Origin of the sequence: Streptomyces sp. NPDC052682 (assembly GCF_040678435.1) — a bacterium.
Lineage (GTDB): Bacteria > Actinomycetota > Actinomycetes > Streptomycetales > Streptomycetaceae > Streptomyces.
In genome coordinates, this window is sequence record NZ_JBFATS010000008.1 from 303203 (window position 1) to 320960 (window position 17758).

Below are 17758 nucleotides of genomic sequence, written 5' to 3' on the forward strand. Positions count from 1 at the left end.
AGGAAGGGGGCCGATGGCAGACGGCACCGGATACGACGAGACGAGCGATCAGGACCTCCTCGCCCGCCATGTCGAAGGCGACCCCGACGCCTTCGGCGAGCTCGTACGCCGCCATCGTGACCGCCTCTGGGCCGTCGCCCTTCGGACGCTCGGCGACCGCGAGGAGGCCGCTGACGCCGTTCAGGACGCCTTGGTCTCCGCGTACCGGGCCGCCCACACCTTCCGGGGCCAAGCCGCTGTCACGACGTGGCTGCACCGCATCACGGTGAACGCCTGCCTCGACCGCGCCCGCAAGGCCGCCTCCCGCAAGACCGCTCCGGTGGACGACACCGAGCGCCTGGAGCAGCTGCTGGAGCCCCATGAGGCGGCCTCGGAGCCCGCGGAGCGTCAGGACCTCCATCGCCAGCTCCTGCAAGCCCTGGGGACCCTGCCCGCGGATCAGCGAGCCGCGCTCGTCCTCGTCGACATGCAGGGCTATCCCGTCGCCGAGGCCGCCCGCATCCTCGACGTGCCGACGGGCACCGTGAAGAGCCGGTGTGCCCGCGGCAGAGCGAGACTCCTGCCGCTGCTGACCCACCTGCGGCCGGACGGCGGCGCTGAGAGCAAGAATCCGGGCCGGGAGCGGAACCGGACGCAGCAGACATCCGTCCCACCCGCAGCGGGACCGACCAGAAAGGGCCCGTCGGGCGCAGGACCAAGCGACTCAGCTGCAGTGAAGGGCGGAGGTGGACGAGCGTGACGTCGACAGACATGGCCGGCCACCCGGACGTCACCGAGATCTCCGACCTCGCCGAGGGCATCCTCCCGCCGTCGCGCACCGCGGACATACGGCAGCACTTGGACGAGTGCGAGCTGTGTGCGGACGTCTACGCGTCCCTGGAAGAGATCCGTGGCCTGCTCGGCACGCTGCCGGGCCCGCCGCGCATGCCCGCCGATGTCGCGGGCCGTATCGATGCCGCGCTCGCCGCGGAGGCGCTTCTCCAGGCCACGACATCCGCGTCCGCGGAGACCCCGACAGCAGAATCCCCCGTTTCCGACGTCCCCGAAGTGATCAGCACGGCCTCGCCCGACGGCGACGACCGCGCACATGTTTCACGTGAAACGTCGGCACCGACGGACCGCCCCGCGGGTCGTCCCCGTGCCTCCACCACCGGTCCCGGCCGTAAGGGCCGCGCTCGGACCGGCCGCCGCAGGAACGTCATCCTGGCCGCCGTGTTCGCTGCCGCAGCTCTGGGACTCGGCTCCGTACTGGTCGCCTCCTTCGACGACGACAAGCCGAACGGAAACTCCGCCCAGGAGCAGCAGTCCCCCTCGGCCGACACCTTCGCCGCGGAGAAGCTGGAGAAGCAGGTCGCCGATCTCCTTACGCAGAACCAGCGTGAAGGTGGCGCCCGGACACCGGACGACTTGGGCGCGGCGACCACCCACGGCTCCGCACATCCCAAGATCTTCCGGGAGCCCCTCGTTCCCGACTGTGTCCGCAAGGGCATCAATCGCGACGACGTGGCGCTGGCCACCGAGGAAGGCACCTACAAGGGGACGAAGGCTCTGCTCGTGGTCCTCCGCGACGCGTCCGACCCCACCCGGGTGACCGCCTACATCGTCGAGGCGACCTGTGTGGACCACGCATCGACCGGCAGCAAGGGCAAGGTGCTCTTCCAGCACTCCTACGCGTACCCCGAAGGCTGACGCTTCGCCTCTCCGTGTGCCCGGACACAGTGGGAATGCGCGCCCCTTAGGATCCGTTGGGTGGGGTGAGAGTTCCGAGAGAAGCTCCCACCGGTCGTACGACGCAGACCAGAGACGAGGAATCAAGCCGTGAGCGACGTCCGTAACGTGATCATCATCGGCTCCGGGCCCGCCGGCTACACGGCGGCGCTCTACACCGCGCGCGCGTCGCTGAAGCCACTGGTGTTCGAGGGTGCCGTCACCGCCGGTGGTGCGCTGATGAACACCACCGAGGTGGAGAACTTCCCCGGCTTCCAGGACGGCATCATGGGCCCCGAGCTCATGGACAACATGCGCGCTCAGGCCGAGCGTTTCGGTGCCGAGCTCGTCCCGGACGATGTCGTCGCCGTCGACCTCACCGGTGAGATCAAGACCGTCACGGACACGGCCGGCACGGTCCACAAGGCCAAGGCCGTCATCGTCACCACCGGCTCGCAGCACCGCAAGCTGGGGCTGCCGAACGAGGACGCCCTGTCCGGCCGGGGTGTCTCCTGGTGTGCCACCTGCGACGGGTTCTTCTTCAAGGACCAGGACATCGCCGTGATCGGTGGCGGTGACACCGCGATGGAGGAGGCCACTTTCCTCTCGCGGTTCGCCAAGTCCGTGACCGTCGTCCACCGCCGCGACACCCTGCGTGCCTCCAAGGCGATGCAGGAGCGCGCCTTCGCCGACCCGAAGATCTCCTTCGTCTGGGACAGTGAGGTCGCCGAGATCCAGGGCGACGGGAAGCTCTCGGGTCTGAAGCTGCGCAACGTCAAGACCGGCGAGCTCTCGGATCTGGCGGTCACCGGCCTGTTCATCGCCATCGGCCACGACCCGCGCACCGAGCTCTTCAAGGGCCAGCTCGAGCTGGACGAGGAGGGGTACCTGAAGGTCGACGCGCCCTCGACGCGCACGAACCTGCCCGGTGTCTTCGGTGCCGGTGACGTGGTCGACCACACCTACCGGCAGGCGATCACCGCAGCCGGCACCGGCTGTGCCGCCGCCCTCGACGCCGAGCGTTTCCTCGCCGCTCTGGCGGACGAGGAGAAGGCCGAGCCCGAGAAGACCGCTGTCTGACCGACCCCCATCCGCCCCACGCACAACCAGGTAAGGAGCCCGCTGTGGCAGGCACCCTGAAGAACGTGACCGACGACTCCTTCGAGCAGGACGTCCTCAAGAGCGACAAGCCCGTCCTGGTGGACTTCTGGGCCGCCTGGTGCGGCCCGTGCCGCCAGATCGCCCCGTCCCTGGAGGCGATCGCGGCCGAGTACGGCGACAAGATCGAGGTCGTCAAGCTCAACATCGACGAGAACCCGGGTACCGCCGCCAAGTACGGCGTCATGTCCATCCCGACCCTGAACGTCTACCAGCGTGGCGAGGTCGCCAAGACCATCGTCGGGGCGAAGCCGAAGGCCGCGATCGTTCGTGACCTTGAGGAGTTCATCGCCGAGTAAGCGGTGGAGGCGTCCCTTAGGACGCATGTTTCACGTGAAACACGAATGGGCCAGCCCGGAAGGGCTGGCCCATTCACGTCAGCGCAGGCGCTACAGAGGCCGCAACGCCGGTTCCTTCTGGACCGCTCCCAGAAGGCGGTCCAGAGCCATCTCGACGTCTTCCTTCCAGGACAGCGTCGTTCTGAGCTCCAGTCTCAGCCGCGGATAGGTGGGGTGCTGCCGCACGGTCTTGAAGCCGACGGCGAGGAGATGGTCGGCCGGCAGCACGCACGCCGGTTCCTTCCAGCGCGCGTTTCCGAACGCCTCGATCGCCTTGAAGCCTCGCCTCAGCAGATCCTTGGCCACCGTCTGCACCATCACGCGCCCCAGTCCCTGGCCCTGGTATCCCGGCATGATGGACGAGGTCATCAGCAACACCGCGTCGGGTGACACGGGGCTCGTGGGAAACGCGGTCGAACGGGGGACATAGGCGGGGGGAGCGTAGAGCACGAATCCCACCGGCACATCGTCCACGTAGACGACCCGTCCGCAGGAGCCCCAGTCCAGCAGGACGGCGGAGATCCAGGCTTCCTTCTCCAGCGCAGGAGTGCCCGCCTTTACCGCGGCCTCGCCGCTGACGGGGTCCAGCTCCCAGAAGGCACATGAACGACAGGGCTGGGGAAGGTCCTGAAGGTTGTCCAGCGTGAGCGGTACGAGCCGACGCCCCATAAAGGCTGTTCCTCGCTTCCTTCGCCCGCCGCATCACGGGCGGCTGTCAGAGCGCTCCGTTCCTTGAGCAGGCTGCCGATGAACCCACCGACCGCGCCCAGCCCCAAACCCGCGCTCACCAGTCCGGTGCGGCTCAACGTCCGCATGGGCCCCTGCCCCCTCTCCGAGGTACTGCCGGGTGGATGCCCCATACCCGAACGCATCGTATCCACGATGTGATTCCCTCGATACCGCCAGAAAGCAAAAGGCGAGCCGCGTTCCGGTGCACACCGGACACGGCCCGCCCCGTCGACTGCGCAGTACACGACGCCGCATGCCGAAGGCTCAGGATTCGTTCTCCTCCGAGTCGCCCTCCTGGAGATTCTTCTGCAGGACCGGACCCTCACCGGGGGCAAGGGTGCTGAGGATCCGCTCCAGATCCTCCATAGAGGCGAACTCCACGGTGATCTTGCCCTTCTTCTGGCCCAGATCGACCTTCACGCGGGTCTCGAAGCGGTCCGAGAGCCGCGTGGCGAGCTCGGACAACGCCGGGGAGACCCGAGCCCCTGCCCGCGGCCCCTTGGCACGCTGTGTCTTCTGCGGCCGCGACCCCATCAGGGTCACGATCTCCTCGACCGCCCGCACCGAAAGCCCCTCGGCCACGATCCGATGGGCCAGCCGGTCCTGCTCTTCCGAATCCTCGACGGACAGCAGCGCCCGGGCGTGCCCGGCGGACAGCACCCCGGCGGCCACACGGCGCTGCACCGCCGGCGACAGCTTGAGCAGGCGCAGCGTGTTGGAGACCTGGGGACGGGACCGGCCGATGCGGTCCGCCAGCTGGTCGTGCGTGCAGTTGAAGTCCCTCAGCAGCTGGTCATAGGCAGCCGCCTCCTCCAGCGGGTTCAGCTGGGCCCGGTGCAGGTTTTCCAGCAGCGCGTCCAGGAGGAGCTTTTCGTCCTCCGTGGCTCGCACGATCGCCGGGATCGCTTCCAAGCCCGCCTCGCGGCAGGCTCGCCAGCGACGCTCACCCATGATCAGCTCGTAGCGTCCGCGGTCCAGCTGGCGTACGACGACCGGCTGGAGGAGTCCGACCTCCTTGATGGAGGTGACGAGTTCCGCCAGCGCGTCCTCGTCGAAGACCTCACGCGGCTGACGCGGATTCGGCGTGATCGCATCCAGGGGGATCTCGGCGAAGTGCGCACCGATGGGAGGAGCGGGCAGGGCCGCGCCGTCCTGCGACGGTTCCTCGGTTTCACGTGAAACAGGCGGCAGTGTGGCCACCTTCGCCGCCGCCACACCACGGTCGGTCGGCAGCCCGGGAACCGCCGTGGGGGAGGTGGACGCCATCCCCCCCACTGCGGCCTGAGCCACGGACTTCTCCGTCGGCGCAGCAGGGATCAGTGCGCCAAGTCCGCGGCCCAGCCCCCTCCGTCGCTCGCTCACTGGATCCCCTCCACCATGCTCGGGTCGTTCTGTTGTGCGCCGATGTGGGCGTGCGTCGCGTCGTAGCTGATGCCGACACCCTTCAGCGCGATCTCGCGTGCTGCCTCAAGATAGGACAGAGCACCGCTGGATCCTGGATCGTAGGTCAGGACCGTCTGTCCATAGCTCGGCGCCTCGGAGATACGGACGGAGCGAGGAATGCTCGTCCGCAGCACCTCGTCGCCGAAGTGATTGCGCACCTCTTCCGCGACTTGGGACGCGAGGCGGGTCCGGCCGTCGTACATGGTGAGCAGGATGGTCGACACATGCAGGGCGGGGTTGAGGTGCCCCCGCACCAGGTCGACGTTGCGCAGCAGCTGGCCCAGGCCCTCCAGCGCGTAGTACTCGCACTGGATGGGGATGAGCACCTCCTGGCCTGCGACCAGCGCGTTGACCGTCAGCAGGCCGAGCGAGGGCGGGCAGTCGATGAGGATGTAGTCCAACGGCTGCTCATACGCCTGGATCGCGCGCTGCAAGCGGCTCTCCCGGGCCACCAAAGACACCAGCTCGATCTCCGCACCGGCGAGATCGATCGTGGCGGGGGCGCAGAAGAGGCCCTCGACATCGGGGACCGGCTGGACGACCTCTGCCAGCGGCCTGCTGTCGACCAACACATCGTAGATGGACGGGACTTCGGCGTGATGATCGATCCCCAGTGCAGTGGACGCGTTGCCCTGCGGGTCGAGGTCGATCACCAGGACGCGAGCCCCGTGCAGGGCCAGCGATGCGGCAAGGTTGACGGTCGTGGTCGTCTTCCCGACGCCGCCCTTCTGGTTGGCGACCACCATGATGCGGGTCTGCTCGGGCCGTGGCAGGCCCTCGCCGGCGCGGCCGAAAGCCTCCACCGCCAGTTGGGCAGCACGACCGATGGGGGTGTCGTCCATAGGAGGCGGTGTTTCACGTGAAACATCCGCTCCCATCGACTCGGTACGGGGACCGGGGACCGGATCGGTCATCGGTCCCGCGATGTTGGCGTCGGACCGCAAGGATTCACTCTCCTCGACTTCAGGCTCGCAATGAACAGAGCCTCGCACGTCTTCGGGGTCGTGAACCAGTGAGGCCTGGTGTTCTGTGGAGAAATCCACCTCTGTGGACAACTCAGGTGCCTCATCGAGTGAACCGAGGGGCTTGCGGTCGCGGGGTTCGGCCGCAGCGCGGCCACGACTGATGATGCCGTGCAGCAGTGAGCGACGTTTCACGTGAAACACGATGCCCAGCGGCTCCAGCCGCGTCCGCGCGACACTCCGAGTTGCGTAGGTTTGGCAGCTTGTGTGGAGTACGGCTGGTCCTCAGGACGGATCAGCCACCCGCCACATCGCCACCCGCCACATCAGCGACGCCGCCGGGCCCGCCCCGTCCGGGCAGCCTTGGCCCGCTTGGCCGCGAAACGCACACCGCCCGGACTCTCCCCGACCTCGACCCGGACGACCGTGGACAAAGGATCGACGATCCCTTCCCCGACGTGCAGGATCGAGGTCTCGGCGGCCCCAAGCTTGCTCAGTGCCGTAGCTGCGGCCTTGAGCTCTTCCTCCGCGGTGTCGCCCTTCAGCGCGAGCATCTCTCCGTAGGGACGCAGCAACGGGATGCCCCAGGCGGCGAGTCGGTCGAGCGGTGCCACGGCTCGGGCCGTGACGACGTGCACCGGCGGGATCTTTCCCATGACTTCCTCGGCACGGCCCCGGACGACGGTCACATGGTCCAGACCCAGCAGCTCCACGACCTCGGTCAGAAAGGTCGTGCGGCGCAGGAGAGGCTCCAGCAATGTGATCTTCAGGTCCTCCCGGACGAGCGCCAGCGGAATCCCGGGCAGACCGGCGCCGGAACCGACGTCGCACACCGTCACGCCCTCAGGCACCACTTCCGCGAGCACGGCACAGTTCAGCAGGTGCCGCTCCCACAGCCGGGGCACCTCGCGCGGGCCGATCAGACCACGCTGCACGCCGGCCTCGGCGAGCAGCTCGGCGTAGCGCACGGCGTCGGCGAACCGATCGCCGAACACCTCGCGTGCCTGCTCGGGAGCAGGGGGAAGCTCCGCTGCCTCCGTCACGGGGACCGTCCTTCCGTACATCGGCGCGCCGGGCGCCGACACCAGAACCACCAGAACTATCAGGCTGACAAAGTTCGGCCCCGCCTGCGCAACAGACGGGGCCGGGAAACGTAGGGGCCGATCAGGCGGGGAGCACGACGACGAAGCGCTTGGGCTCCTCGCCTTCGGACTCGCTGCGCAGGCCCGCGGCCTTGACCGCGTCGTGCACGACCTTGCGCTCGAACGGACTCATCGGCTTCAGCCGCACCGGTTCACCGCTGCTCTTGGCCTCGGCGGCGGCCTTGGCACCCAGCGCCGAGAGCTCGGCCCGCTTGCGGGCGCGGTAGCCGGCGATGTCCAGCATCAGGCGGCTGCGGTCCCCGGTCTCCCGGTGCACGGCCAGGCGCGTGAGCTCCTGAAGGGCCTCCAGCACCTCACCGTCACGGCCGACCAGCTTCTGCAGGTCACGGCTGCCCGTGTCGCTGATGATCGAGACGGAGGCACGGTCGGCCTCGACGTCCATGTCGATGTCGCCGTCGAGGTCGGCGATGTCGAGCAGACCCTCCAGGTAGTCCGCCGCGATCTCGCCCTCCTGCTCCAGGCGGGTGAGGGTGTCTGCGCCCTCGGCAGCGGCGGAGGTGGTGCCTTCCGTCACGGGATGGACTCCTTCTTACTTCTTCGACGGGGACTTGGGCCGCTGCGGACCCTTGCGCTGGCCGGACTGGGCCTTGCTGCGGGTACCGGAGCCGGGCTTGGAGGCGGCCTTCTTCGCGGCCGAGGCCGGCTTGGCGTCCTCGGGCTCGTCGGACTTGCTCAGCGACGGCGTGTCACCGGCGGCCTTCGCGGCCTGGCGCTGGGCCTTGGTCTGCCGCTTGGGCTGCTGCCGCTTGGGAACGGCGGCGGTGGTGGTGGGCACACCGTCCTCGGTCTGCGCGGCGACGGCGGTCTCGCTCTTGATCACGGTGCCGTCGGACTGGGCGGCCAGGCCCGCCTTGTTCAGGCCGTTGATGAACTTGCGCTCGAACTCGTTGCGGTCGCGGCCCTTGGCGACGATGGCCTTGATGATGACCTTGTCCCGGCGCCGGGCGACCTTGCCGCGGTGCGTGACGTGCTTGTACAAGCGCTCCAGGTAGGCCGCCTGGGCCTTCGAACCCGGCGTCGGGTTGTTGTGGATGACGTACATCTGCTGGCCCATGGTCCACACGTTGGTGGTCAGCCAGTAGACGAGGACACCGACCGGGAAGTTGATGCCGAAGACGGCGAAGATGACGGGGAAGACGTACATCAGCATCTTCTGCTGCTGCATGAACGGCGTCTTCACCGTCGTGTCGACGTTCTTCGTCATCAGCTGGCGCTGCGTGTAGAACTGCGACAGCGACATGAGGATGATCATGATCGCGGTCACGACCCGCACGTCGGTCAGCGAGGCCTGCAGCGCGTCGACCTTGGACGAGCTGTCCGTGAACTTCGCGGCCAGCGGAGCGCCGAAGATGTGCGCCTTCTGCGCGCTCTCCAGCAGGCTCTTGTTGATCACGCCGATGGTGTCGCCCGACGCGATGCCGTTGAGCACGTGGTACAGGGCGAAGAAGAACGGGGACTGCGCCAGGATCGGAAGGCACGAGGAGAGCGGGTTGGTGCCCGTCTCCTTGTACAGCTTCATCATCTCTTCGGACTGGCGCTGCCGGTCGTTCTTGTAGCGCTCCTGGATCTTCTTCATCTCCGGCTGGAGCGTCTGCATCGCGCGCGTCGCCTTGATCTGCTTCACGAAGAGCGGGATCAGGCAGATGCGGATCACGATCACCAGGGACACGATGGACAGGCCCCAGGCCCAGCCGGTGTCCGGGCCGAAGATCGCTCCGTACACCTTGTGGAACTGGACGATGACCCAGGAGACGGGTGTCGTGATGAAGCTGAAGAGGCTGGCAATCGTGTCCACTAATCATGCTCCTTGGGCATGGGACGGTGTCTCTGCGGCCGGGCTCGAAGGACTCGACGGACTTGTGGGAGAAGTCTGTCCCTCGGTGGCCGGTTCGCCGGCGGAGGGCCCGCCCTTGCGTGCACGCCAGGTGTCACGCAGCATTTCGTGCCACCGCGGACGCTTGCGCGGCGGGACATGGTCCACACCGCCCGGCGACCACGGGTTGCACCGCAGGATGCGCCAGGCCGTGAGCGCCGTGCCCTTGATCGCACCGTGCCGGTCGATGGCCGTGTAGCCGTAGTGGGAACACGACGGGTAGTACTTGCAGACCGGCCCGAGCAGCGGACTGATCGTCCACTGGTACAGCTTGATCAGAGCCAGCAGCGGGTACTTCATCGCGCGCCCCCTCCCAGCAGCCGCTGAAGGGCGGCGTCCAGGTCTCGGGCCAGCTGTGCATGGTCGGCGTCACCCGCTCCGGGCAGCGCTCGTACGACTACCAGGCTACCGGGGGGAAACAGGTCGACTCGCTCGCGCATCAGGTGGCGCAGTCTGCGCTTGACCTTGTTGCGCACGACCGCGCCGCCCACAGCCTTGCTCACGACGAAACCCGCACGCGTCGGGGGAGCGCTCTCCCCAGGCGCATGCGGGTCCGTGGCACCGCTGCGAAGGTGGACGACGAGGGTCGGGCGGCCGGCCCGACGGCCTCGTCGTACCGCGGTCGCGAAGTCCTCGCGCCGCCTCAGCCGGTTCTCGGTGGGCAGCACGACGTCATGACCTGACCGGGATCAGGCGGACAGACGGGCGCGACCCTTGCTACGGCGGGACGCGAGAATCGCGCGGCCGGCACGGGTGCGCATACGCAGCCGGAAGCCGTGGGTCTTCGCGCGACGACGGTTGTTCGGCTGGAAGGTGCGCTTGCTCACTCGGGGGCTCCACTAAGAATCGGTGTTTTGCGGGGTGCCGTCCTGGCTGTCACCGTGCGCCCACGAGTAGCTCGCGTTACGCCCGAGTGCACCGCTGACCGATCACCTGACGCGATCTGTGCCCATCGGAGGCAGGCGGCAGCAGCCATCGACAACTCGACCTCGTTACGGTACGCGCGGCTGCGGCATCCGGTCAAACCAGGGTCCGCGCGGAGCCACTTGTCCACAGCCTGGGGACAACAACTTGAACCGCACGGGCCGCCCTGACTACCGTGACTGAACTCCGATTCGTTCCCTTGTCCCACTCGACAGCCGTTTAGTTCCGACCCCCGTTCCACCCGAGTTACATCCCGACCCGTCCCCGAACCACACGTTCGAGGGACCTGTGAGAGAGCGTGCCCTGTGGCTGACGTACCTGCCGATCTTGCCGCAGTGTGGCCACGAGTACTGGAACAGCTCCTCGGTGAGGGGCGCGGCCAAGGGGTCGAGGCGAAGGACGAGCACTGGATCCGGCGCTGCCAGCCGCTCGCGCTGGTCGCCGACACCGCCCTGCTCGCCGTACCGAACGAGTTTGCGAAGGGTGTGCTGGAGGGCCGTCTCGCCCCGATCGTCAGCGAGACGCTGAGCCGCGAGTGCGGGCGCCCCATCCGCATCGCGATCACCGTGGACGACTCCGCGGGCGAGCCCCCGGCCCCGCCGGCGCCCCCCGCCCGTCCTCAGCCGCGCTACGAGGAGCCCGAGCTCCCCTCCGCAGGCCAGGGCAGGGACGGCTACGACCAGGGCCGCGACCTCTACGACGGATACGGCCGCCATCGCGCCGACCATCGGCCCGATCACCGCGCCGACCACCGCGATGATCACCGGCCCGATCACCGCGGCGACCACCGCGCCGACCATCTCCCGGGCAGCGACCAGCTGCCGACCGCCCGGCCCGCCTACCCGTCGGAGTACCAGCGTCCCGAGCCCGGCTCCTGGCCGCGGCCATCGCACGACGACTACGGCTGGCAGCAGCAGCGGCTCGGCTTCCCGGAGCGTGACCCCTACGCCTCGCCCTCGCAGGACACGTACGGCTCGTCGCCCCAGGACACCTACGGTTCCCAGGACTCCTACGGCTCCCACGACTCCTACGGCTCGCAGGAGTCGTACGGCTCCCAGGAGTCGTACGGCGGGCAGGACTACCGGCCGCAGGCCATGGAGCGCCCCTCCTACGACCAGGCGCGCCCGGACTACGACGCGCCACGGCCCGACTACGACCAGCGCGATCCCGTGCGCCGTGAGCTGCCGGACCCGCCGGCCGGCTCCGGGCACGTGCACCGCGGCGGCCCGGTCGGGCCGAACCTGCCCACCACCGGCGCGCCCGGCCCGCTGGCCGCGCAGCCCGCGCCGGCGACCGGTCCCGGTGAGCCGACCGCCCGGCTCAACCCGAAGTACCTCTTCGACACGTTCGTCATCGGCGCGTCGAACCGCTTCGCGCACGCGGCCGCGGTGGCCGTCGCCGAGGCGCCCGCGAAGGCGTACAACCCGCTCTTCATCTACGGGGAGTCCGGGCTCGGCAAGACGCACCTGCTGCACGCGATCGGACACTACGCGCGGAGCCTGTACCCGGGCACGCGCGTGCGGTACGTGAGCTCCGAGGAGTTCACCAACGAGTTCATCAACTCCATCCGCGACGGCAAGGGCGACAGTTTCCGCAAGCGCTACCGCGAGATGGACATCCTGCTCGTCGACGACATCCAGTTCCTGGCGGACAAGGAGTCGACGCAGGAGGAGTTCTTCCACACCTTCAACACCCTCCACAACGCCAACAAGCAGATCGTGCTGTCCAGCGACCGGCCGCCCAAGCAGCTGGTCACGCTGGAGGACCGGTTGAGGAACCGTTTCGAGTGGGGCCTCATCACCGACGTCCAGCCGCCCGAGCTGGAGACGCGGATCGCGATCCTGCGCAAGAAGGCGGTGCAGGAGCAGCTCAACGCGCCGCCGGAGGTGCTGGAGTTCATCGCCTCCCGGATCTCGCGCAACATCCGCGAGCTGGAGGGCGCGCTGATCCGGGTGACGGCTTTCGCCTCGCTCAACCGGCAGCCGGTGGACCTGGGCCTGACGGAGATCGTCCTGAAGGATCTGATCCCCGGCGGCGACGATGCCACGCCGGAGATCACGTCGACGGCCATCATGAGCGCGACCGCCGACTACTTCGGCCTCACGGTCGAGGACCTGTGCGGCAGCTCGCGGGGCCGCCAGCTGGTCACGGCCCGCCAGATCGCCATGTACCTGTGCCGTGAGCTGACGGACCTGTCGCTGCCGAAGATCGGCGCGCTGTTCGGCGGCCGCGACCACACGACGGTGATGCACGCCGACCGCAAGATCCGCAATCTCATGGCGGAACGGCGCTCGATCTACAACCAGGTCACCGAGCTGACCAACCGCATCAAGAACGGCTGAGCACCCCGCGCGGACGGTTCGAGGGCGCTTCCGGAGCACTTCCGGGAGCGCCCTTCGTCATGCCGGCGCATCCGCGCGTGTCCCCGCTGTTCGAATAGTCGCCGTGGTTACGGCCGCCCTCCACAGATTCGGCGACTTTTTCCCGTCCACATCCTGGGGACCGCTAAGTTGTCCCGATCCTGTCCACAGCGTGGGCTGCCCAGAACCCGTCGAGCCAGGTCAGCCCCCTGTGGACTCGTGGACGAAGGATCTCCACAGCCTGTGGACAACGAGTGGGTCCACAGCCTGTGCATGAAGTTGTCCACCGGCAACCCACAGGCAACGGCCGGTTGTCCCCAGTGATCCCCGGCTTCTCCACATGCCTGTCCACTGTTCGGCAACATGACGCGCCTCCTCACCGGCTCGAGTGAAAGGCGTCACACCAAGGTGCCGGGTTGGGCTGTGGGAAAGGCGGGTAAAACTGGGGACGGCTCTGGGGAGAAGTCGCCTCACCCTGTGCATGGGGTGTGCAGAACTTTCCGTTCTCCACAGAGACCCCCGGTTGTCCACGGCCGCCGCCCACAGGCCCGGTGGACAAAATACCCGCGCTGAGCTGCGAAAACAGGGTTATCCACGGTATCCACAGGCCCTACTACTACGTCCGACTAGAGAGAGCGCGGAATCCGTTTCGAAGTGGGTCCTGTGCACAACTCGCCCTCTCGGGCCCGGCTGCCCCTCGGTGCGACTTGACCCCGACAGGCACCTACTGTCAGTGCGGTGCGTCAGACTGGTCCCCGGTGTCCCTCCCTTCCCAGGGACCGGCGACACCGAGTCAGACGACGAAGGCGAAGCAGGGCGAGAACGCCGGCAACAGCAGGAGGCGGCTTACGGTGAAGATCCGGGTGGAACGCGACGTACTCGCGGAGGCAGTGGCCTGGGCGGCGCGCAGCCTCCCGGCCCGTCCGCCGGCGCCTGTCCTCGCCGGCCTTCTCCTGAAGGCCGAGGACGGCGCGCTGAGCCTGTCCAGCTTCGACTACGAGGTCTCCGCGCGCGTGTCGGTGGAGGCCGAGGTCGAGGAGGAGGGCACGGTCCTGGTCTCCGGCCGCCTGCTCGCGGACATCTCCCGGGCGCTCCCCAACCGGCCGGTGGAGATCTCCACAGACGGTGTACGGGCGACCGTGGTCTGCGGCTCCTCCCGGTTCACCCTCCACACCCTGCCGGTGGAGGAGTACCCGGCACTGCCGCAGATGCCGAACGCGACCGGCACCGTCCCCGGAGAGGTCTTCTCCTCCGCCGTGCAGCAGGTGGCCATCGCGGCCGGGCGCGACGACACGCTTCCGGTGCTCACCGGTGTGCGCATCGAGATCGAGGGCGACACGGTCACCCTGGCCTCCACCGACCGCTACCGCTTCGCGGTCCGCGAGTTCCTGTGGAAGCCGGAGAACCCGGACGCCTCCGCGGTCGCCCTGGTGCCCGCCAAGACGCTGCTGGACACCGCCAAGTCGCTCGGGGCCGGTGACAGCGTCACGCTGGCGCTGTCCGGCTCGGGCGCGGGCGAGGGGCTGATCGGCTTCGAGGGCGCGGGCCGCCGTACGACCACACGCCTGCTGGAGGGCGACCTCCCGAAGTACCGCACGCTGTTCCCGACGGAGTTCAACTCCATCGCCGTCATCGAGACCGCCCCCTTCGTGGAGGCCGTCAAGCGTGTGTCCCTGGTCGCCGAGCGGAACACCCCGGTGCGGCTCAGCTTCGAGCAGGGCGTGCTGATCCTGGAGGCCGGCTCCAGCGACGACGCACAGGCTGTGGAAAGGGTCGACGCCCAGCTGGACGGCGACGACATCTCGATCGCCTTCAACCCGACGTTCCTGCTGGACGGCCTGAGCGCCATCGACTCCCCGGTGGCCCAGCTGTCGTTCACGACGTCCACCAAGCCGGCGCTGCTCAGCGGCAAGCCGGCGGTGGACGCCGAGGCGGACGAGGCCTACAAGTACCTGATCATGCCGGTGCGCCTCAGCGGCTGAGCGCGCCCGGAGTTGTCCACAGGCTGAGGACGAATGCGCAGGTGAGGGCGTACGTCTGAGCGCGTATGCCCACAGCTGTGCACGAGCGTCCGGGTTTAGGCTCGGACGCGAGTACGGACCCGCCCCGGTACGCAGCTGCCGGGTGCGGCCGTGCCGCCACGCCACCTCGGACACCTAAGGAACACAACTGATGGAGCTCGGTCTCGTCGGCCTCGGCAAGATGGGCGGCAACATGCGCGAGCGGATACGCCGCGCCGGCCACACCGTCATCGGATACGACCGCAACCCGGACCTCGCCGACGTCCACAGCCTCGCGGAACTCGTGGGCAAGCTCAGCGCCCCGCGCGTGGTGTGGGTGATGGTTCCGGCCGGCGAGCCGACCCAGTCCACCATCGACGAGCTCGCCGAGCTCCTGGAGCCCGGCGACGTCGTCGTGGACGGCGGCAACAGCCGCTGGACCGACGACGAGAGGCACGCGGCGGAACTGGCCGCCAAGGGCATCGGCTTCGTCGACTGCGGTGTCTCCGGCGGTGTGTGGGGCCTGGAGAACGGCTACGCGCTGATGTACGGCGGAGACGCCGAGAACGTCGCCAAGGTGCAGCCGATCTTCGACGCCCTCAAGCCGGAGGGCCCGTACGGTGCGGTGCACGCCGGCAAGGTCGGCGCGGGCCACTTCGCGAAGATGGTCCACAACGGCATCGAGTACGCCATGATGCAGGCCTACGCCGAGGGCTGGGAGCTGCTGGAGAAGGTCGACTCCGTGGACAACGTCCGCGAGATCTTCCGCTCCTGGCAGGAGGGCACGGTCATCCGCTCCTGGCTGCTCGACCTCGCGGTGAACGCCCTCGACGAGGACGAGCACCTGGACGGGCTGCGGGGTTATGCACAGGACTCCGGCGAGGGACGCTGGACGGTGGAGGCCGCGATCGACCACGCGGTGCCGCTGCCGGCGATCACCGCGTCGCTGTTCGCGCGGTTCGCCTCCCGCCAGGACGACTCGCCGCAGATGAAGATGATCGCGGCGCTGCGCAACCAGTTCGGCGGCCACGCGGTCGAGAAGAAGTAAGCGATACCCGAGGGTCTGGGAGGTCGGCGAAACGACCATGCACGTCACGCACCTGTCGCTGGCCGACTTCCGCTCCTATCCCCGGGCCGAGGTCCCGCTCGACCCGGGGGTGACGGCCTTCGTCGGCCCCAACGGACAGGGCAAGACGAACCTGGTCGAGGCGGTCGGCTACCTCGCCACCCTCGGCAGCCACCGGGTCTCCTCCGACGCTCCCCTGGTCCGCATGGGCGCCGACCGCGCGGTCATCCGGGCCCAGGTCCGGCAGGGCGACCGGCAGCAGCTGATCGAGCTGGAGCTGAACCCGGGCCGCGCCAACCGGGCCCGTATCAACCGGTCCTCGCAGGTCAGACCCCGTGACATCCTCGGCATCGTCCGCACGGTGCTGTTCGCCCCCGAGGACCTCGCCCTGGTCAAGGGCGACCCCGGGGAGCGGCGGCGCTTCCTGGACGAGCTGATCACCGCCCGCTCGCCGCGCATGGCCGGGGTCCGCTCCGACTACGACCGGGTCCTCAAGCAGCGCAACACGCTGCTGAAGTCGGCCGCACTGGCCCGGCGGCACGGCGGACGCGGCATGGACTTGTCCACCCTGGACGTGTGGGACCAGCACCTCGCCCGCGCGGGCGCCGAGCTGCTCGCCCAGCGCCTGGACCTGATCGCGGCGCTCCAGCCGCTGGCCGACAAGGCGTACGAACAGCTGGCCCCCGGCGGGGGCCCGGTCGCCCTGGAGTACAAGCCGTCCGCGCCCGGCGAGGCGCACACGCGCGAGGACCTCTTCGAGCAGCTGACGGCCGCGCTCGCCGACGCCCGCAAGCAGGAGATCGAGCGGGGCGTCACCCTGGTGGGGCCCCACCGGGACGACCTGCTGCTCAAGCTCGGCCAGCTGCCCGCCAAGGGCTACGCCTCCCACGGCGAGTCCTGGTCGTACGCGCTGGCGCTGCGCCTGGCCTCGTACGACCTGCTGCGGGCGGAGGGCAACGAGCCGGTGCTCGTGCTGGACGACGTGTTCGCCGAGCTCGACACCCGGCGCCGGGAGCGCCTGGCCGAGCTGGTGGCGCCCGGCGAGCAGGTTCTGGTGACCGCCGCGGTCGACGACGACGTCCCGCACGTGCTGTCGGGCGCGCGGTACGCGGTGTCCGGGGGGACGGTGGAGCGCGTATGACCACACGCGAGCCGAAGAAGAACCCCACCGCCGCCGGGAAGAACCCCGTCGCCGGGAAGAACCCCGCCGCCGGAAAGAACCCCGCCGCCGGGAAGGCCCCCGAGCCCTCCGGCGTGGACCTCGCGCGCGTGGCGCTGCGCGCGGCGAAGGAGGCCGCACGCGCGCGTGGGGACGCGGCGCAGCAGAAGAGGCAGGCGCGGCGCGGCGGTGGTCTGCGCTCGGGCGCGCGGGCCGACCGCCGCGACCCCATGGCGCTCGGTGCCGCGATCAACCGGCTGATCACCGAGCGCGGCTGGGAGGCCCCGGCCGCGGTGGGCGGGGTGATGGGCCGCTGGCCGCAGATCGTCGGCGAGGACGTGGCCAAACACTGTGTGCCGGAGAAGTACGACGAGGACGAGCGGGTGCTGAGCGTGCGCTGCGACTCCACGGCCTGGGCGACGAACCTGCGCCTGCTCGCGCCGACCCTGGTGGCCCGTCTCAACGAGGACCTCGGCCACGGCACGGTGCGGATGATCAAGGTGAACGGGCCGGGCGGCCCGGCTCCCCGGTACGGCCCGCTGCGCGCCCCCGGCAGCCGGGGGCCCGGCGACACCTACGGGTGAGCGGAAGGGGCTGCGGAACGCTTATCCACAGCTGTGGACAACACGTGACTGACATCACATCAGCGGGCGCCGACGGTGGTCATGAGCCGTCGGCGCCCGCTGCGTCGTACCACCGCACAGGGGTGCGAATCGGGAGCTGACTCCCAAGTAGCCAGGGGTTGACGGCCGGAAGCGCTGAGTGGCTCCGTGAGCCTCTTGGAGCCCCCATCCGCATATCGGGAGTCGGCGGAGGGCGGTTCAGGGCGGCACATGCGTACTCAGGTACCGGCAAACCCCCATCGATGTCAGTGCT

Annotated in this window: 18 protein-coding genes; 9 read left to right on the top strand and 9 right to left on the bottom strand. The window is 68.9% G+C overall.

Annotation, left to right across the window (positions count from 1 at the left end; all coding sequences use genetic code 11):
- Positions 1-13 precede the first annotated feature (13 nt).
- The 4 genes from sigM (at position 14) to trxA (ending at position 3164) form a co-directional block, all read left to right on the top strand.
- Positions 14-739: an RNA polymerase sigma factor SigM gene (gene sigM / locus AB0K80_RS15445; RefSeq protein WP_365669616.1), complete on the top strand. Its 726-nt coding sequence runs from the start codon at positions 14-16 to the stop codon at positions 737-739.
- 11 nt (positions 740-750) lie between these two features.
- Complete coding sequence (locus AB0K80_RS15450; protein WP_365669723.1) at positions 751-1689, top strand: hypothetical protein; 939 nt, start codon at positions 751-753, stop codon at positions 1687-1689.
- Between the two features lie 129 nt (positions 1690-1818).
- Positions 1819-2787: a thioredoxin-disulfide reductase gene (trxB, locus tag AB0K80_RS15455; protein ID WP_365669618.1), complete on the top strand. Its 969-nt coding sequence runs from the start codon at positions 1819-1821 to the stop codon at positions 2785-2787.
- Between the two features lie 44 nt (positions 2788-2831).
- The gene (trxA, locus tag AB0K80_RS15460; protein ID WP_365669621.1) at positions 2832-3164 is read left to right on the top strand and encodes a thioredoxin; all 333 of its coding nucleotides are present in this window, start codon (positions 2832-2834) and stop codon (positions 3162-3164) included.
- A 90-nt stretch (positions 3165-3254) separates the two neighbouring features.
- Here the strand turns inward: trxA and AB0K80_RS15465 are convergent, their stop codons facing one another.
- The 9 genes from AB0K80_RS15465 to rpmH form a co-directional block, all read right to left on the bottom strand.
- The gene (locus AB0K80_RS15465; protein ID WP_365669623.1) at positions 3255-3872 is read right to left on the bottom strand and encodes a GNAT family N-acetyltransferase; all 618 of its coding nucleotides are present in this window, start codon (positions 3870-3872) and stop codon (positions 3255-3257) included.
- Between the two features lie 324 nt (positions 3873-4196).
- Positions 4197-5294, bottom strand: a complete 1098-nt coding sequence (locus tag AB0K80_RS15470) for a ParB/RepB/Spo0J family partition protein (protein WP_365669625.1) — start codon at positions 5292-5294, stop codon at positions 4197-4199.
- The gene (locus AB0K80_RS15475) at positions 5291-6367 is read right to left on the bottom strand and encodes a ParA family protein (protein WP_365669726.1); all 1077 of its coding nucleotides are present in this window, start codon (positions 6365-6367) and stop codon (positions 5291-5293) included. Before AB0K80_RS15475 ends, AB0K80_RS15470 begins: the two co-directional genes overlap by 4 nt.
- Positions 6368-6663: 296 nt before the next feature.
- A complete protein-coding gene (gene rsmG, locus AB0K80_RS15480) occupies positions 6664-7380 on the bottom strand; it encodes a 16S rRNA (guanine(527)-N(7))-methyltransferase RsmG (protein ID WP_365669627.1) in 717 nt (238 codons plus the stop codon).
- Positions 7381-7501: 121 nt separating this feature from the next.
- On the bottom strand, positions 7502-8014 hold the full coding sequence (locus AB0K80_RS15485; RefSeq protein ID WP_365669629.1) for a R3H domain-containing nucleic acid-binding protein: 513 nt from the start codon (positions 8012-8014) through the stop codon (positions 7502-7504).
- Between the two features lie 15 nt (positions 8015-8029).
- Positions 8030-9295 (bottom strand): membrane protein insertase YidC, encoded by a 1266-nt coding sequence (yidC, locus tag AB0K80_RS15490; protein WP_365669631.1) that lies wholly within the window; start codon positions 9293-9295, stop codon positions 8030-8032.
- A gap of 3 nt (positions 9296-9298) precedes the next feature.
- On the bottom strand, positions 9299-9673 hold the full coding sequence (yidD, locus tag AB0K80_RS15495; RefSeq protein WP_365669633.1) for a membrane protein insertion efficiency factor YidD: 375 nt from the start codon (positions 9671-9673) through the stop codon (positions 9299-9301).
- The gene (gene rnpA, locus AB0K80_RS15500) at positions 9670-10041 is read right to left on the bottom strand and encodes a ribonuclease P protein component (protein WP_365669635.1); all 372 of its coding nucleotides are present in this window, start codon (positions 10039-10041) and stop codon (positions 9670-9672) included. Before rnpA ends, yidD begins: the two co-directional genes overlap by 4 nt.
- 21 nt (positions 10042-10062) lie before the next feature.
- The gene (rpmH, locus tag AB0K80_RS15505; protein WP_003956500.1) at positions 10063-10200 is read right to left on the bottom strand and encodes a 50S ribosomal protein L34; all 138 of its coding nucleotides are present in this window, start codon (positions 10198-10200) and stop codon (positions 10063-10065) included.
- A gap of 402 nt (positions 10201-10602) precedes the next feature.
- On the opposite strand from rpmH, the gene dnaA reads away from it, so the two are divergent.
- The 5 genes from dnaA to AB0K80_RS15530 all read left to right on the top strand — a co-directional run bounded on the left by dnaA (position 10603) and on the right by AB0K80_RS15530 (position 17466).
- Positions 10603-12639 carry a chromosomal replication initiator protein DnaA gene (dnaA, locus tag AB0K80_RS15510; RefSeq protein ID WP_365669637.1) on the top strand — a complete coding sequence of 679 codons (2037 nt, stop codon included), beginning with the start codon at positions 10603-10605 and terminating at the stop codon, positions 12637-12639.
- An 869-nt stretch (positions 12640-13508) separates the two neighbouring features.
- Complete coding sequence (dnaN, locus tag AB0K80_RS15515) at positions 13509-14639, top strand: DNA polymerase III subunit beta (protein ID WP_365669639.1); 1131 nt, start codon at positions 13509-13511, stop codon at positions 14637-14639.
- 190 nt (positions 14640-14829) lie between these two features.
- On the top strand, positions 14830-15705 hold the full coding sequence (gnd, locus tag AB0K80_RS15520) for a phosphogluconate dehydrogenase (NAD(+)-dependent, decarboxylating) (RefSeq protein WP_365669641.1): 876 nt from the start codon (positions 14830-14832) through the stop codon (positions 15703-15705).
- 37 nt (positions 15706-15742) lie between these two features.
- Complete coding sequence (gene recF / locus AB0K80_RS15525) at positions 15743-16864, top strand: DNA replication/repair protein RecF (RefSeq protein WP_365669643.1); 1122 nt, start codon at positions 15743-15745, stop codon at positions 16862-16864.
- Complete coding sequence (locus tag AB0K80_RS15530; protein WP_365669645.1) at positions 16861-17466, top strand: DciA family protein; 606 nt, start codon at positions 16861-16863, stop codon at positions 17464-17466. The genes recF and AB0K80_RS15530 overlap by 4 nt, the downstream gene beginning before the upstream one ends.
- Positions 17467-17758 lie beyond the last annotated feature (292 nt).

Coding starts and splice junctions, on each gene's coding strand:
- AB0K80_RS15450 (WP_365669723.1), top strand. CDS start 751: ATGGCCGGCCACCCGGACGTCACCGAGATCTCCGACCTCGCCGAGGGC.
- recF (WP_365669643.1), top strand. CDS start 15,743: ATGCACGTCACGCACCTGTCGCTGGCCGACTTCCGCTCCTATCCCCGG.
- yidD (WP_365669633.1), bottom strand. CDS start 9,673: ATGAAGTACCCGCTGCTGGCTCTGATCAAGCTGTACCAGTGGACGATC.
- AB0K80_RS15530 (WP_365669645.1), top strand. CDS start 16,861: ATGACCACACGCGAGCCGAAGAAGAACCCCACCGCCGCCGGGAAGAAC.
- sigM (WP_365669616.1), top strand. CDS start 14: ATGGCAGACGGCACCGGATACGACGAGACGAGCGATCAGGACCTCCTC.
- AB0K80_RS15465 (WP_365669623.1), bottom strand. CDS start 3,872: ATGGGGCGTCGGCTCGTACCGCTCACGCTGGACAACCTTCAGGACCTT.
- gnd (WP_365669641.1), top strand. CDS start 14,830: ATGGAGCTCGGTCTCGTCGGCCTCGGCAAGATGGGCGGCAACATGCGC.